Genomic DNA, 16,134 nt, shown 5'->3' on the forward strand with positions numbered 1-16,134 from the left:
AACAATCAGGCTTTCCAACGCCCCGCCGCCACATGATCACTGTCCCGCCCCTCAACCCACCGCGCCCCTTCACTGGTATTTTCCTTCTTCCAGAACGGCGCCCGAGTCTTCAGGTAGTCCATCACAAACGCACAAGCATCAAACGCGGCCTGGCGATGGGCACTGGCGGCTGCGACGAACACAATTGGCTCGCCGGGCTCCAGGGCGCCGATGCGGTGCAGCACTTCCAGCTTGAGCAGCGGCCAGCGCTGCTCGGCTTCGATGGCGATCTTGGCCAGGGCTTTTTCGGTCATGCCGGGGTAGTGTTCGAGGAACATGCCCGCCACGTCGAGACCGTCGTTGAAGTCGCGTACATAACCGACAAAGCTGACGACCGCGCCCACGCCGACATTGGCCGCGTGCATCGCGTTGACTTCAGCACCGGGGTCAAAAGCCTCGATCTGTACACGAATGGCCATGTTCAGCCTCCGGTCACGGGTGGGAAAAACGCGACTTCATCGCCCGCCTGCAGTGGCTCGTCGAGGGTGCAGAGTTCCTGGTTGCGCGCACACATCAAGCTGGCCTCGTTGAGCACCTCAAAACCTGGATCACCTGCCAACGCCTGGCGTACGGCATCGACCGTGGCAAAGTTGCCTTCCATTTCCAGCGAGTCCAGGCCTACCGCTTCGCTGTAGCGGGCAAAAAACAGTACGTTGATACTCATGCTTGATCCGCCTTGAAATGCCCACTCTTGCCGCCGAGTTTTTCCAGCAGGCGAATGTTTTCGATGGTCATGCCCCGGTCGACCGCCTTGCACATGTCGTAGATGGTCAATGCGGCGACGCTGGCGGCGGTCAACGCTTCCATCTCCACGCCGGTCTGGCCGGAGAGCTTGCAGCGGGCGACGATGTGCACGGTATTTTCCCCTTCGGCGGCGAGTTCAACCTTGACCCCGGTCAGCATCAGCGGATGGCACAGGGGGATCAGATCACTGGTTTTTTTCGCGGCCTGGATCCCGGCGATGCGGGCCACGGCAAATACGTCGCCCTTGGGGTGGGCGCCGTCGACGATCATTTGCAGGGTCTGGGGCAGCATGCGCACCCGCGCTTCGGCCACGGCTTCACGGAACGTCACGGTTTTGTCGGTGACGTCGACCATATGGGCACGGCCCTGGGAATCGAGATGAGTCAGCACGGGGATACTCCTGATCAGAAGCCCCGATTGTAAACCCAACGCAGATCAAAATGTGGGAGCGGGCTTGCCCGCTCCCACACTGACGGCTACAGGTGGGATTCGGCGTATTCGGCCAGAATCGAGCGAGGGACGCCCTGCAAGGCGATGTGCACGCCGTTCGGGAAGTCCTTGAAGCGTTCTGTCAGGTAGGTCAGCCCGGAGCTGGTCGCGGACAGGTAAGGGGTGTCGATCTGTGCCAGGTTGCCCAGGCACACCACTTTGGAACCGGCGCCGGCACGGGTGATGATGGTTTTCATCTGGTGCGGTGTAAGGTTCTGGCACTCATCGATCAAAATCAGGCTCTGCTGGAAGCTGCGACCCCGGATGTAGTTGAGGGATTTGAACTGCAACGGCACTTTGCTGAGGATGTAGTCGACGCTGCCATGGGTGTTTTCATCATCCATGTGCAAGGCTTCGAGGTTATCGGTGATCGCCCCCAGCCACGGCTCCATTTTTTCTGCCTCGGTGCCGGGCAAAAAGCCGATTTCCTGGTCGAGGCCCTGCACGCTGCGGGTAGCGATGATGCGGCGATAGCGCTTGGTGACCATGGTCTGTTCGATGGCGGCGGCCAGGGCGAGGATGGTTTTCCCGGAACCGGCAGCACCGGTCAGGTTGACCAGGTGGATGTCCGGATCGAGCAGCGCGTACAGCGCCAGGCTCTGGTACACGTCACGCGGTTTCAGGCCCCAGGCCTCCTGGTGCAACAGGGGTTCCTGATGCAGGTCGAGGATCAGCAGCTTGTCGACCTGGATCTCTTTGATCCAGCCCACAAAACCCTGTTCGTCGATGATGAATTCGTTGATATGCACCGCCGGCAGGTTGTCGATCAGCTGTACCTGGTGCCAGGTGCGGCCATGGTCCTGGCGGGTCTCGACCTTGCTGACGCGGTCCCAGAACGAGCCGGTCATGGTGTGATAACCACGGGACAGCATCGACACGTCATCGACCAGTTGGTCGGTACTGTAGTCCTCGGCCGCGATCCCACACGCTCGTGCCTTGAGGCGCATATTGATGTCTTTGGTCACCAGCACCAGGCGCAGGTCCTTGTCGCGCGCGTGCAGGTCGATCAATTGGTTGATGATCTTGTTGTCGTTGAGGTTTTCCGGCAGCAGGCTGTTGGGCTCGCTGCGCTTGCTCATCAGGATCGACAGCAAGCCCTTGGGGTCGCCCTTGCCACGCTGGATCGGTACGCCGACTTCAACATCCTCAGGCGAAGCTTCACCCAGGGTCTTGTCGATCAGGCGGATGGCCTGGCGGCATTCGGCGGCCACGCTATGGTGCCCGCTTTTGAGCTTGTCGAGCTCCTCAAGCACGATCATGGGGATGGCGACGTGATGTTCTTCGAAATTAAGCAGCGCGTTTGGATCGTGGATCAATACGTTGGTATCAAGCACATAAAGGATTGGCTGGTCGGAAGAAGGGGTACGTCCATGATCATCCATACTCGGTCACCTTTGTGGGAGCCAGTCGACGCAATACCACAACAGTGCTGCGCCTCGATTCGACCGCCGGATACACCGCAAAGGGAGTCTGGGAAGACGCCACCTGTGGTGCAGGTTTCGGCGATCTGACTTCGTAATACCGCAAAACCCATGACAGAAAAAAGCACTTTGACGCTTTTTTGAAGTTTATTTTTCAGGATGACGAATAGCACTAGCCGAGTGCCCGATGCACCGTTAAAGTCGGAAGTCCGCCTGCATCGAAATGTCGCGGCAAATCGCCCCAGAAACCCCTCATCCCCAACAGGGCCGGGCATTTGCGTTTTTCAGCGAAACGCCTCCCGACACGCCTGCCAACCCAACCCACTTTGCGCCGTGGCCTGTAACAACAGAGGCAATGCGACCCGTGCCTTGTCCTGGGTGTCATGGAACACAATCACACCTTTGCGCCACAACAACATCAGCGTCAAAACGCGATGAGCCGACTCCTCGGCCTTGAGCGACCCAGGCTCATCCTGGGAGTCGATATCCCACAGCGCCACTTGCAGGCCCTGGGCCTGGAAGAAGCCCTGGCTGTCGGCCCGGCGCTGGCCATAGGGCGGGCGGAACAGCGGCACGTAGTTTTCCGGCAGCAGGTTCTGGGTCAGCGCGGCGCTGCGGGTGATGGAGTCCTGCCAATCGACCCAATGGCTGTGGGAACGATATTGCCAGCCCTGGATACCCACGCACTGGCCTTGATACAACGCCTGCACATCGGCGGCCGAAGTTTTCTCCAGACGTGTTTGCAGGCTGTTGCCCAGGGCAAAGAAGGTGGCCGTCATTTTCTGCTTGCGCAGGTAATCGGCCAGCCAGTCGGTATTACCGTTGACCGGCGCCGGGCCGCCGTCAAAGGTCAGCAGGAACAGCCGGTCGTTAAGCTCATCGCCATTGCGCTCGAAATCACCAAAACGCGCGACTTCGCTGCTGATCTGCGGGAACAACGCGGCCTTGCGCAGCAACTCGTCCAGGTAGCGCTGGTGAAACATGCGACTGGGGCCGGCCCAGCCTATATAGAAGGATTGGTCGCTGACTTCAAACTTGCCGGCCTGCTCGCGCAGGTCGTCCATGTTTTCCACCAGGTAGCAGAACGAGGCGTCCTGCTCGCAGCTTTGCTGGGCGAACGTGTAGTTCTCCAGCAGCCGTTGCCACAGGTGGCGACGCAGGTCATCGACAGCCCCCCGGTTGATGATCTTCAGGCCCAGGCGCTGCTTGAGCGCAGGTTCGTCCAGGGCCTCACTGACCAGCAGAGTGTTGGCGAACATCAGGATTTCGGCGCGTGACGCCACATCGAACAGCGCCGGGCTGCTGAGTTTTTCCGGCCAGGTGCCGCGGTCGAGGCTGGCGACATCCACACTGGCCGCCTGGGCGCCCAGGCACACCAGCCAGGCGCATAAGAAAAGCGCAATTCGCACAACGGGTCCCTCTGTAGGAGCGAGCTTGCTCGCGAAGAACGTCAACGATAACACTGGCATCCTGCATGCACGCTGTGCCCTGGCGTTTTTCGCGAGCAAGCTCGCTCCTACAGAAATTGCGTGGCTATTGGCTTGATAGGTGGAGTCAAACCGCCCTACCCCCTAGAATCCCCCGACGATTACAGGAGACGACTTCATGCTGATGGTGATTTCCCCCGCCAAAACCCTCGATTTCGAGACCAGGCCTGCGACCCCGCGCTTTACCCAGCCGCAATACCTTGACCACTCCCAGGAGTTGATCGAGCAGTTGCGCGAGCTGAGCCCGGCGCAAATCAGCGAGTTGATGCACGTATCCGACAAGATCGGCGGTCTCAACGCCGCACGTTTCGGCAGTTGGACGCCGGCCTTTACCCCGGCCAACGCCAAGCAGGCGCTACTGGCGTTCAAGGGAGATGTGTACACCGGCCTGAATGCCCAGACCTTCAAGGAAGCCGACTTCACCTACGCCCAGGAACACCTGCGCATGCTCTCCGGCCTGTATGGCCTGCTGCGCCCGCTGGACCTGATGATGCCGTACCGCCTGGAGATGGGCACCAAGTTGGCCAACGCCCGTGGCAAGGACCTGTACGCGTTCTGGGGCACACAGATCAGCGAGTGGCTTAATGAAGCACTGGCCGAGCAAGGCGATGACGTGTTGCTGAACCTGGCGTCCAACGAGTACTTCTCTGCGGTCAAGCGCCCGGCCCTGAACGCGCGGATCATCAATACCGAGTTCAAGGACCTGAAAAACGGCCAGTACAAGATCATCAGCTTCTACGCCAAGAAAGCCCGCGGCATGATGAGCCGCTTCGTGATCGAAGAGCGCATCAACGACCCAGCCCAGCTCAAGCAGTTCGATGTGCAGGGTTATCGCTTCAATGCCGAGCAGTCCAAGCCGGATAACCTGGTGTTTTTGCGCGATCACGCACCGGAATAAAGCGCTGCCCGATCTAAAGAACAATGCGGATAAAAATGTGGGAGCGGGCTTGCTCGCGAAAGTGGTGGATCAGTCACCGGATAGATTGACTGAAGCACCGCTTTCGCGAGCAAGCCCGCTCCCACATTTGTCCTACATTCCTTCAGCAGAATCGTCATTATTTTGGCGTCAAAAATATTTCTTCAGATTCTCTAACGTTTCTTTCACTCGACATTCGTCAGTTTTTTTCGTAGTGGCACCACTTTTTTTAAACAGTAGTGGCATAAAACTATATCCCCGCGCCAACTCCCTATAACCACTAGCCAAATCCGCAAGTGCTATCAATATAGTACCAGTGCCATCTTTGCCAATATTTCAAGAAATTTCGAAAAACAGGATGAGCGGCCAGGAACTATGCCCCCAAGTGCCGCTCATACCACCGGTAACGATTATCTCTGCTCTTGTGCGATATGACTTACACAACGACCACCGAAAGTAGCAAAGTTGTCACATACACGTTTACTTTCGGTTCTAACAACCAACTATTTAGTTGAGGGCAGGCGATCAGGTTGCATGACCATCACCTATAAGGCCAAGGCTGAGCCTACCCAAATGGGTCAGTGAGACAACCCAAGGCACTGATAGAAAAGGGCTTAATCCCCATATCACGGCTTTGCGGCACTGGCGCCAGACCTTTCTCGCTGAAGGCTGGCTGCATTTCAGGGCAAGCCCCAACAACAAGGCCAAGTTGCGCACAACTTGAGTGCATTAGTTAGTCACTCGACTTTTAACATACCTGTACACGGGAATGCTGTGTCTATTCACGGCATAACCTTATGCATGAGTGACGCTTTAAAACATTAACTCCAGCCATCTAATGGCTCGTTAAACACAGAGGTATATGCGATGCGCATCAGTATATTTGGTTTGGGTTACGTGGGCGCAGTCTGTGCCGGCTGCCTGTCTGCACGGGGCCATGAAGTGGTCGGCGTAGACATCTCCAAGGATAAGATTGACCTGATCAACGCGGGCAAGTCGCCCATCGTTGAACCAGGCCTGGGCGAACTGTTGAGCCAGGGCATTGCCAGCGGTCGCTTGCGCGGTACCACCGACTTCGCCGAAGCCATCCGCGATACCGATCTGTCGATGATTTGCGTCGGTACACCGAGCAAGAAAAACGGCGACCTGGAACTCAACTACATCGAAGCGGTGTGCCGCGAGATCGGTTTTGTCCTGCGTGACAAGACCACCCGTCACACCATCGTGGTGCGCAGCACCGTGTTACCCGGCACCGTGGCCAACGTGGTGATCCCGATCCTCGAAGACTGCTCCGGCAAAAAAGCCGGTGTCGACTTCGGTGTAGCGGTCAACCCGGAATTCCTGCGTGAATCCACCGCCATTGCCGACTACGACCTGCCGCCGATGACCGTCATCGGTGAGTTCGACAAAGCCTCCGGCGATGTCCTGCAATCGCTGTACGAAGAACTCGATGCACCGATCATCCGCAAGGACATCGCCGTCGCCGAGATGATCAAGTACACCTGCAACGTCTGGCACGCGACCAAAGTGACCTTCGCCAACGAGATCGGCAACATCGCCAAGGCCGTGGGCGTCGATGGTCGCGAAGTGATGGAAGTGGTCTGCCAGGACAAGACCCTGAACCTGTCCCAGTACTACATGCGCCCGGGTTTTGCCTTCGGCGGCTCGTGCCTGCCAAAAGACGTGCGTGCCCTGACCTACCGCGCCGGCGCCCTGGACGTGGAAGCGCCGCTGCTCAACTCGCTGATGCGCAGCAACGAGTCCCAGGTGCAGAACGCCTTCGACATCGTCTCCGGCCACGACAAGCGCAAGGTCGCCCTGCTGGGCCTGAGCTTCAAGGCCGGCACTGATGACCTGCGCGAAAGCCCGCTGGTAGAGCTGGCGGAAATGCTCATCGGCAAGGGCTTCGACCTGAGCATCTACGACAGCAACGTCGAGTACGCCCGTGTCCACGGTGCGAACAAGGACTACATCGAAGGCAAGATCCCCCATGTGTCGTCCCTGCTCAACTCGGACTTCGACGATGTGATCAACAACAGCGACGTGATCATCCTCGGCAACCGTGACGAGAAATTCCGTGCCCTGGCGCAGAACGCCCCGCACGGCAAGCAAGTGGTCGACCTGGTGGGCTTCATGTCCAAGGCCACCAGCGTGACGGGCCGTACCGAAGGCATTTGTTGGTAACAGCAACAGCAAGTTTCGCGCTGCAGCGTTCCCATCCCCAGCGTTTGCAGCGCGAAGCCTTCTTCACCTTCGGATGACGCTTATGTCCAAGTTAAAACACGTACTACTGCAATCCGCCGGCTGGCTGTGCTTCCTGAGCCTGCTGATGGGTCTCGCCCTGCTGTTGCCAGCCAGTACGTTCGACTCCGAGTCGAAGAATTTTATTTTCCTGATTGGCGCCGTCGGTATCTGGCGCTACTCGATGGGTGCTACGCATTTCTTTCGCGGCATGCTGTTCCTCTATGTGGTCTACCCGCACCTGCGGCGCAAAGTGCGCAAGCTGGGCAAGGCGGCGGACCCCTCCCATGTGTTCCTGATGGTCACCAGTTTCCGCATCGACGCGCTGACCACCGCACAGGTCTACAGCTCGGTGATTCGCGAGGCCATCGAGTGCGGTTTCCCTACCACCGTGGTCTGCTCGCTGGTGGAAATGTCCGATGAGTTGCTGGTCAAGAGCCTCTGGGAAAAGATGAACCCGCCGGCCCACGTCAAACTGGATTTCGTGCGGATCGCCGGCACCGGCAAGCGCGATGGCCTGGCCTTCGGTTTCCGCGCGATCTCCCGCCATCTGCCGGACGAGCGCGCCGTGGTTGCAGTGATCGACGGCGACACGGTGCTGGCCGAGGGCGTGGTGCGCAAAACCGTGCCGTGGTTCCAGCTGTTCGGCAATGTCGGCGGCCTGACCACCAACGAATTCTGCGAAGTGCGCGGCGGCTACATCATGAGCGAGTGGCACAAGCTGCGCTTCGCCCAGCGTCACATCAACATGTGCTCCATGGCCCTGTCCAAGCGCGTGCTGACCATGACCGGGCGCATGTCGGTGTTCCGTGCCAGCGTAGTCACCGACCCCGGTTTTATTGCCGATGTGGAAAGCGACTCGCTGCAACACTGGCGCCTGGGCCGCTTCAAGTTCCTGACCGGCGATGACAAGTCCAGTTGGTTCAGCCTGATGCGCCTGGGCTATGACACCTTCTACGTGCCGGATGCGGCGATCAACACCGTGGAACACCCGCCGGAAAAGAGCTTTATCAAGGCCAGCCGCAAGTTGATGTTCCGCTGGTACGGCAACAACCTGCGTCAGAACTCCCGCGCCCTGGGCCTGGGCATGCAACGCCTGGGCCTGTTTACCAGCGTGGTGCTGTTCGACCAGCGCGTGTCGATGTGGACCTCCCTGCTGGGCCTGACCGTGGCAATCATCGCCACCTTCAAGTACGGCGGTGCGTTCATCCTCGCCTACCTGTTGTGGATCGGCATCACCCGCCTGATCCTGACCCTGCTGCTGTCGTGCTCCGGCCACAAGATCGGCCCCGCCTACCCGGCGATTCTCTATTACAACCAGATCATGGGCGCGCTGGTGAAGATCTACGTGTTCTTCCGCCTCGATCAACAGTCCTGGACCCGCCAGGACACCAAACTGACCCGCGATTTGGCCAGCTTTCAACGTTGGTTCAACACCTGGTCGTCTCGGACCATGACCTTCTCCGCCGGCAGCATTTTCGTCGCCGTGTTGCTGATGATGGTCTGACCCTGCCAAGCCTGAATTAACCTAGGAATTAGTACGCCATGAACAGTCAAGTAAACGCCAACGTTGTCCACGAATCCGAAGCCCAGCGCCAACACGCCCGGGTAAAAATACCGGCCAAGCTGCGTTTTTTCGGCGCCGACCGCACGCCCATGGAAGTGCGTGTCATCGACCTGTCCGCCGGCGGCCTGGCCTTCAATGCCGCCCAGCAACCATTGAAAGTCGGTGATGTGCACAAGGCGCGCCTGCAATTTGTGATCGACAACCTGGGCCTGGCGATGGACGTGGAATTGATGGTGCGTTCCCACGACCGCCAGAGTGGCCGCACCGGCTGCCAGTTCCAGAACCTCGACGCCCAGGACATCTCGACCCTGCGCCACCTGATCACCTCGCACTTGTCGGGCGATATCGTGACCATGGGCGACGTGCTGGCAACCCTGCAGCGCGACAACTTCACCAAGGCGCGCAAGGTCAAGGACAGTGGCAGTGGCATGAGCGCCTTCGGCCGCCTGCGCGCCGTGACCTTCAGCCTGGCGATTTTCCTGGTGGGCCTGGCAGCCTTCGGGTTCGTGTTCAAGTCGGTGTACGGCATGTACTTCGTCAGCCATGCCCAGGCCGGCCTGGTCAACGTGCCGGGGATGAACGTAACCATGCCCCGCGACGGCACCGTACAAAGCCTGATCAAGGACAACGGCGTTGCCGCCAAAGGCGCGCCACTGGCGACCTTCAGCACCAGCATGCTCGATGTGCTCAAGGGCCATCTGGACGAAGACCAACTGCAACCGGCCAAGGTCGAAGAGCTGTTCGGCAAGCAAATGACCGGCACCCTGACCTCGCCCTGCGACTGCATCGTCGCCCAGCAGTTGGTCGCGGACGGCCAGTACGCCAGCAAAGGTGATGTGATCTTCCAACTGGTGCCGCGCGGCAGCCAGGCGAATGTCGAGGCGCGCTTTTCCTATCGTCAGTTCGCTGATGTGCGCCCAGGCACCCGCGTGAACTTCCAGGTGGCCGATGAGGAACAAGTGCGCAGCGGCACCATCGTCAGCAGCACCAGCCTCAACAGCGCCGACCTGTCTTCCGACATCCGCGTGCAGATCAAGCCCGATACCCCGTTGGACAGCCTCTATGCCGGCCGCCCGGTGGAAGTGACCAGCGACCGTGGCCCGTCCCTGAACTGGCTGATCGATAAAGCCATGGCTGCTGGTTTGTAAGCGAGGACATGCCTGTGAACCCTATTTCAAGAACAACACAATCCCTGTGGGAGCCTAGTCCTGTAGGAGCCGGGCTTGCCCGCGATGCAGGCGACGCGGTGCATCAGACAAACCGCGGCGATGCCTTCGCAGGCAAGCCAGCTCCCACAAAAGCGCGCGCCCACATCCGCCCTGTGGCGCTGCTGGCATTGGCGGTCAGCCTGGCCGGTTGCGCCGGCCTGCCCGACCAGCGCCTGGCCAATGAAGCACTCAAGCGTGGCGACACCGCCACCGCCGCGCAGAATTACCAGCAACTGGCAGACCTGGGTTACAGCGAGGCCCAAGTCGGCCTCGCGGATATCCAGGTCGGCAGCCGCGACCCGGCGCAGATCAAGCAGGCCGAGGCCACCTATCGCGCGGCAGCGGATGTATCGCCACGCGCCCAGGCTCGCCTGGGTCGCCTGCTGGTGGCCAAGCCCAGTGCCACCGAGGCCGAGCACCGCGAAGCCGAAAGCCTGCTGAAAAAAGCCTTTGCCAATGGCGAAGGCAACACCCTGATCCCACTGGCGATGCTGTACCTGCAATACCCTCACGATTTCCCCAGCGTCAACGCGCAGCAGCAGATCGATACCTGGCGCACTGCCGGCTACCCTGAAGCGGGCCTGGCGCAGGTGCTGCTGTATCGCACCCAGGGCACTTACGACCAGCACCTGGATGACGTCGAGAAAATCTGCAAGGCCGCGCTGAACAGTACCGATATCTGCTACGTCGAACTGGCCACCGTCTACCAGAAACGCGGCCAGGCTGAGCAACAGGCCGAACTGCTCAAGCAGATGCAAGCAAACTACAGCCGTGGCACCGTCACCGCCCAGCGGGTCGACAGTGTGGCCCGTGTGCTGGGCGATGCCTCACTGGGCAAGACTGACGAAAAAACCGCCCAGGCCCTGCTGGAGAACATCGCCCCAGGCTACCCTGCATCTTGGGTCAGCCTCGCGCAGTTGCTCTACGACTTCCCGGAACTGGGCGACGTCGAGCAGATGATGAAGTATCTGGACAACGGCCGTGCCGCCGACCAACCCCGCGCCGAATTGTTGCTGGGCAAGCTGTACTACGAAGGCAAGTGGGTGCCGGCCGATGCCAAGGCCGCGCAAGCGCACTTCCAGAAAGCCCAGGGCCAGGAAGTGGCTGCCGATTACTACCTCGGCCAAATCTACCGCCGTGGCTACCTCGGCCAGGTCTACCCGCAAAAGGCCCTGGATCACTTGCTGACCGCAGCGCGCAACGGCCAGAACAGCGCCGACTTCGCCATCGCCCAGCTGTTTTCCCAAGGCAAGGGCACCCAGCCCGATCCGCTGAACGCCTATGTCTTCAGCCAACTGGCCAAGATCCAGGACACCCCGCAGGCCAATGAGCTGGCCGCGCAACTTGAACAACAACTGCCGCCCGCCCAGCGCGCCGAGGGCCAGCGCCTGCTGCAACAAGAGCTGGCCGCCCGTGGCGCCCTGAGCCAAAGCACGCTGCAACTGCACGCCCTGCAAGAAGAAGACGGCGAGGAATCCCTATGAAACTCAATCCATTCGTCAAGGCCGGTATTGGCCTGACCTTCGCTCTGCTGTGGTCGTGCCCGACCCTGGCCGCGCTGACCGAAGACAAGAACTTCGGCCTGGAAGTAAAAATCACCGGTCAGTCCGAAGATGACCGCGACCTGGGCACCCAGCGTGGCGGCGACGTCAACGGTATCGGCCTGGATGTACGCCCGTGGATCTATGGCGAAAGCGGTGCCTGGAGCGCCTACGCCATGGGCCAGGCAGTGGCGTCCAGCGACATCATCGAGACCGATACCCTGCAACAGTCCGATGGCGACACCACCGAGCAGTCGAGCAACAACGATCGCAAGACCAAGAAGAACTACCTGGCCCTGCGCGAGTTCTGGGTCGGCTACAGCGGTTTCACGCCCTACCCTGGCGAGATCCTCAAGCTCGGCCGCCAACGCCTGCGCAATAACGATGGGCAGTGGCGCGACACCAATATCGAAGCGCTGAACTGGACCTTCGACACCACCCTGCTCAAAGCCAATGTCGGCGTTGCCGAACGCTTCAGCGAGTACCGCACCGACCTCAAGGAACTGTCTCCCGAAGACAAGGACCGCCAGCACTTGTATGCCGATGCAGCCTACCAGTGGACTCCCGGCCATTGGGTCGGCCTGCGCGGGCATCACACCCACGACGACGGCAAGCTCGACTACCCACAACCGGGCGTGGCCGCCGACCCACTGGACAAGCGCCAGAACGGCGACCTGACCTGGCTCGGTATTGAGGCCAACAGCGACGCCTATAACTGGCGCAACACCAATACCGTCAACTACTGGGCCAGCGTCACCGGCATGCAGGGCGACCGCAGCAGCGTCAACGCGCTGAACGCCGACGGCACACGCCCAGCCAACGCCAAGCGCAACCAGGATGTAGACGGCTGGGCCACTGACCTCGGCGTGCGCCTGCGCCTCGACCCGCAGTGGCAAGTGGGCGCGGCCTATGCCCGCGCCAGCGCCGACTACGAGCAGAACGGCCTGCAAAGCAACCGTTCGAACTTCACCGGCACGCAATCGCGGGTGCATCGTTTTGGCGAGGCGTTTCGCGGCGAGATGAACAATATGCAGTCCATGAGCCTGTTTGGTTCCTGGCAATTGCGCGACGACTACGACGCCAGCCTGGTCTACCACAAGTTCTGGCGCGTGGACGGCAACAAGCCAGTGGGCAGCAATGGCATCGATGCGGTGCAGAACAACTACGACGACGTCACCGGCGCCGTGTTGTCCAGCGCCTCCCTGCCGCTGGTAGACGGCAACAAGGACCTTGGCCAGGAGATGGACCTGGTGGTCACCAAATACTTCAAGAAAGGCCTGCTGCCCGCAGCCCTCAGCCAGTCGATCGACGAACCGTCGGCCCTGGTGCGCTTTCGTGGTGGGGTGTTCAAACCGGGCGATGCCTATGGCAAGCAAGTCGACTCGTACATGCACCGCGCCTTTGTCGACGTAGTCTGGCGCTTCTGATGGGAGCCTGCGCAATGATTCCTCACGCCCTCAAAGGCTCGGCCCTGCTCGCTGCGGCAATGCTGCTGGCGTGCGCCCCGGCCTTTGCCAATGTCGAGCCGCAGGTCAAGGCGCCCACCATCGCCAAGGAACTGCAACAAGCCAAGACCTACACCATTACCAGCCCGCCCACCGCGCCGCTGGAGATGCCCAAGCCGGCGCTGCCAGACCTGTCGGGCTACACCGCCGAGGCCGTGGCGCAGAAGATCGTACGCAGCAAGGCCGGCAAGGTCAGCATCCGCCGGATGATGCAGGAGAACGCCCTCAAGGACTTCATCGGCGGCGACAACAAGATGGCCGAATGGGTGGTGCGCCAGCACGGCATCCCCCAGGCGATCTTTATCGACGACGGCTACATAAACCTCAAGGACCTGCTCAAGAAGGTGCCCAAGCAATACCTGAGCGAAACCTCGCCCGGGGTATTCCTGGCCAAGCTACCGATTGTGGTCGGCGAAAAGGGCATCCTCGAAATCGATAAACAGACCCAGGAGTTGCGCCTGTCCCAGGAGGCCGGCTCGTTCCTGGTCAACGATGGCCAGCTGTTTGTGCGCGATACCAAGATCACCGGCTGGCGTGAGAAGACCAATGGCCCGGCGACCTTCCGCTCGCCCAAGGAATTCCGCCCGTTCCTGCTGGCCTGGGGCGGTACCCAGACCTATATCGTCAACAGCAAGATGGCCAGCTTCGGCTACGCCAACAGCAAGTCCTACGGCGTGAGTATTTCCCAGTACACGCCGAACATGGCCAAGGTGCTCAAGCGCCCGGAACCCACCGGCTGGATTGTCGATTCCGAGTTCTCGGACATGTGGTACGGCTTCTACTGCTACGAGACCACCGGGTTTGTGATCAAGGGCAGCACCTACAAAGACAATATCGTCTACGGCATCGACCCCCACGACCGTTCCCACGGCCTGATCATTGCCGACAACACCGTGTACGGCACCAAGAAAAAGCACGGCATCATTATTTCCCGTGAGGTCAACGACAGCTTCATCTTCAACAACCGCAGCTACGACAACAAGCTCTCGGGCCTGGTGATCGACCGTAACAGCGTGAACAACCTGATCGCCGATAACGAGATTTACCGCAACCACACCGACGGCATCACCCTCTATGAGAGCGGCGACAACCTGTTGTGGGGCAACCGCGTGATCAGCAACCGCCGCCATGGGATCCGCGTGCGCAACAGCGTGAATATCCGCCTCTACGAAAACGTCGCCATGGCCAACGGCCTGACCGGCGTCTACGGGCACATCAAGGACTTGACCGACACCGACCGCGACATCGCCCTCGACCCGTTCGACGCCCAGGTCTCGCTGATCGTCGTCGGCGGTGAGCTGGCGGCCAACGGCAGCGGGCCGCTGTCCATCGACTCGCCGCTGAGCATCGAGCTGTTTCGCGTATCGATGCTCGCACCCACCAAATCCAGCGGCATCAGCTTCTCGGGGATTCTTGGCGAGCGCCAGGATGAAATTCTCGACCTGCTGGTGCGCCAGCGCAAAGCCGTGCTGATCGACCCTGTCGAACGCCAGACCCCATTGCAGGACTGAGGATGACCTTTATGCACCCACACATGATCAAACTGCTCAGCCTCTCGGGTTTGACCCTTGGCATCCTGGCCGCCAGCCATAGCGTGCGCGCCGATCAAGCACCGGCCCCAAGCTTCACTGCCGAGCCGTGCTGCAACCTGTGCCCCGCGGCGCACGACGCAAAGAACTACACCACTCGCTACCAGCAAAACTTCACCACCCTGGTACAGGCCCAGGGCGACTGGCTGTTCCGGACCCAGGAAGACCTGCGTACCGAATTCGACACCACCCCGGCCGGCTACAAGCGCATGCAACAGTTGCACGATGCGTTCAAGAGCAAGGGCGTGGAATTGGTGGTGGTCTACCAGCCGACCCGTGGCCTGGTGAACCGCAACAAGCTCAACCCGGCGGAAAAAGCGCGCTTTGATTTCGATAAGGCGCTGGGCAACTACAAGTCCATGCTCGGGCGTTTTGCCAAGATGGGCTACGTGGTGCCGGACCTGTCGCCGCTGACCAATGAACAGTTACCGGACGAACTGCCGGCCCATGATTTCTACTTCCGTGGCGACCAGCACTGGACCCCGTATGGCGCCCAGCGCACCGCAAAAATCGTCGGTGCCAAGGTGCGCGCCATGCCCGAATTCGCCGGGATCCCCCAGCGCGAATTCGAGACCAAAAAATCCGGACGCATGGGCAAGACCGGCACCCTGCACAACATGGCCGGGCAGTTATGCGGCACCAGCTACGCGATCCAGTACATGGACCAATTCAGCACCGAGCCCAAGGGCGAAGCGGCGGACGGCGACCTGTTCGGCGACTCTGGCAACCCGCAGATCACGCTGGTGGGCACCAGCCACAGCGGCAAGAACTACAACTTCGCCGGTTTCCTGGAACAGGAAATCGGTGCCGACATCCTCAACGTCGCCTTCCCCGGCGGTGGCCTGGAAGGTTCGATGATCCAGTACCTGGGCAGCGAAGAGTTCCAGAAAAGCCCGCCGAAGATCCTGATCTGGGAGTTCTCGCCGCTGTATCGCCTGGACCAGGAAACCACTTATCGCCAGATGATGGCCCTGCTCGACAACGGCTGCGAAGGCAAGCCGGCGCAAATGAGCGCCAGCACCACGCTCAAGCCGGGCAAGAACGAGTTGATGGTCAACAGCAAGAACATGGACCTGCGCAACAGCCGCCATCAGGTTGATATTCGCTTCGCCGATCCCTCGGTGAAAACCCTGCAAGCCACCCTCTGGTACATGAACGGGCGCCACGAGGACATCAAGATCGACAAGCCCGAAACATCCGAGACAGACGGGCGTTTCGCCTTTGAACTGCGCACCGATGAAGACTGGGCCTCGCAGAACCTGCTGGCCGTGGAAGTCCAGGGCCCCGAAGCGGGTGCTGCCGCGCAAAAAGTCGAAGCGAAAATTTGCACACGCAACGTGTTCCCAAGCGACGGTCAGCAGACCGCCCAACTTGGGCAATGAGGTTA

13 protein-coding genes are annotated in these 16,134 nt (G+C 60.2%); 8 read left to right on the forward strand and 5 right to left on the reverse strand.

Annotation, left to right across the window (positions count from 1 at the left end; translation table 11 throughout):
• Nucleotides 1–5 precede the first annotated feature (5 nt).
• The 5 genes from moaE to BFQ03_RS24145 all read right to left on the reverse strand — a co-directional run bounded on the left by moaE (nucleotide 6) and on the right by BFQ03_RS24145 (nucleotide 4,102).
• On the reverse strand, nucleotides 6–458 hold the full coding sequence (moaE, locus tag BFQ03_RS24125) for a molybdopterin synthase catalytic subunit MoaE (protein WP_032859999.1): 453 nt from the start codon (nucleotides 456–458) through the stop codon (nucleotides 6–8).
• 2 nt (nucleotides 459–460) lie between these two features.
• Entirely contained in the window at nucleotides 461–703 is a 243-nt protein-coding gene (moaD, locus tag BFQ03_RS24130; RefSeq protein ID WP_032860000.1) for a molybdopterin converting factor subunit 1, read from the reverse strand.
• Nucleotides 700–1,173, reverse strand: a complete 474-nt coding sequence (moaC, locus tag BFQ03_RS24135; RefSeq protein WP_032860001.1) for a cyclic pyranopterin monophosphate synthase MoaC — start codon at nucleotides 1,171–1,173, stop codon at nucleotides 700–702. The genes moaD and moaC overlap by 4 nt, the downstream gene beginning before the upstream one ends.
• Nucleotides 1,174–1,259: 86 nt before the next feature.
• On the reverse strand, nucleotides 1,260–2,654 hold the full coding sequence (locus BFQ03_RS24140) for a PhoH family protein (protein ID WP_032860002.1): 1,395 nt from the start codon (nucleotides 2,652–2,654) through the stop codon (nucleotides 1,260–1,262).
• 323 nt (nucleotides 2,655–2,977) lie between these two features.
• Nucleotides 2,978–4,102 carry a polysaccharide deacetylase family protein gene (locus BFQ03_RS24145; RefSeq protein ID WP_032860003.1) on the reverse strand — a complete coding sequence of 375 codons (1,125 nt, stop codon included), beginning with the start codon at nucleotides 4,100–4,102 and terminating at the stop codon, nucleotides 2,978–2,980.
• Nucleotides 4,103–4,298: 196 nt separating this feature from the next.
• Between BFQ03_RS24145 and yaaA the strand changes: the two genes are divergently transcribed.
• From yaaA to BFQ03_RS24185, 8 genes are all read left to right on the forward strand, one after another.
• Nucleotides 4,299–5,078 (forward strand): peroxide stress protein YaaA, encoded by a 780-nt coding sequence (gene yaaA / locus BFQ03_RS24150; RefSeq protein WP_032860004.1) that lies wholly within the window; start codon nucleotides 4,299–4,301, stop codon nucleotides 5,076–5,078.
• Between the two features lie 885 nt (nucleotides 5,079–5,963).
• Nucleotides 5,964–7,280 carry a nucleotide sugar dehydrogenase gene (locus BFQ03_RS24155; RefSeq protein WP_032860005.1) on the forward strand — a complete coding sequence of 439 codons (1,317 nt, stop codon included), beginning with the start codon at nucleotides 5,964–5,966 and terminating at the stop codon, nucleotides 7,278–7,280.
• An 82-nt stretch (nucleotides 7,281–7,362) separates the two neighbouring features.
• Complete coding sequence (gene alg8, locus BFQ03_RS24160) at nucleotides 7,363–8,844, forward strand: mannuronan synthase (RefSeq protein WP_162237641.1); 1,482 nt, start codon at nucleotides 7,363–7,365, stop codon at nucleotides 8,842–8,844.
• Nucleotides 8,845–8,882: 38 nt separating this feature from the next.
• Nucleotides 8,883–10,052, forward strand: a complete 1,170-nt coding sequence (locus tag BFQ03_RS24165) for an alginate biosynthesis protein Alg44 (RefSeq protein ID WP_032860007.1) — start codon at nucleotides 8,883–8,885, stop codon at nucleotides 10,050–10,052.
• Between the two features lie 98 nt (nucleotides 10,053–10,150).
• A complete protein-coding gene (gene algK / locus BFQ03_RS24170) occupies nucleotides 10,151–11,596 on the forward strand; it encodes an alginate biosynthesis TPR repeat lipoprotein AlgK (RefSeq protein WP_239695280.1) in 1,446 nt (481 codons plus the stop codon).
• Nucleotides 11,593–13,080, forward strand: coding sequence for an alginate export family protein (locus BFQ03_RS24175; protein ID WP_032860008.1), 1,488 nt, complete (start codon nucleotides 11,593–11,595; stop codon nucleotides 13,078–13,080). Before algK ends, BFQ03_RS24175 begins: the two co-directional genes overlap by 4 nt.
• Nucleotides 13,080–14,669: a mannuronan 5-epimerase AlgG gene (gene algG / locus BFQ03_RS24180; RefSeq protein ID WP_065944180.1), complete on the forward strand. Its 1,590-nt coding sequence runs from the start codon at nucleotides 13,080–13,082 to the stop codon at nucleotides 14,667–14,669. The genes BFQ03_RS24175 and algG overlap by 1 nt, the downstream gene beginning before the upstream one ends.
• Before the next feature lie 11 nt (nucleotides 14,670–14,680).
• Nucleotides 14,681–16,129 carry an alginate O-acetyltransferase gene (locus BFQ03_RS24185; protein WP_032860157.1) on the forward strand — a complete coding sequence of 483 codons (1,449 nt, stop codon included), beginning with the start codon at nucleotides 14,681–14,683 and terminating at the stop codon, nucleotides 16,127–16,129.
• Nucleotides 16,130–16,134: the final 5 nt, after the last annotated feature.

It is taken from the genome of Pseudomonas sp. 25 R 14 (genome assembly GCF_900004755.1).
GTDB lineage: Bacteria > Pseudomonadota > Gammaproteobacteria > Pseudomonadales > Pseudomonadaceae > Aquipseudomonas > Aquipseudomonas brenneri.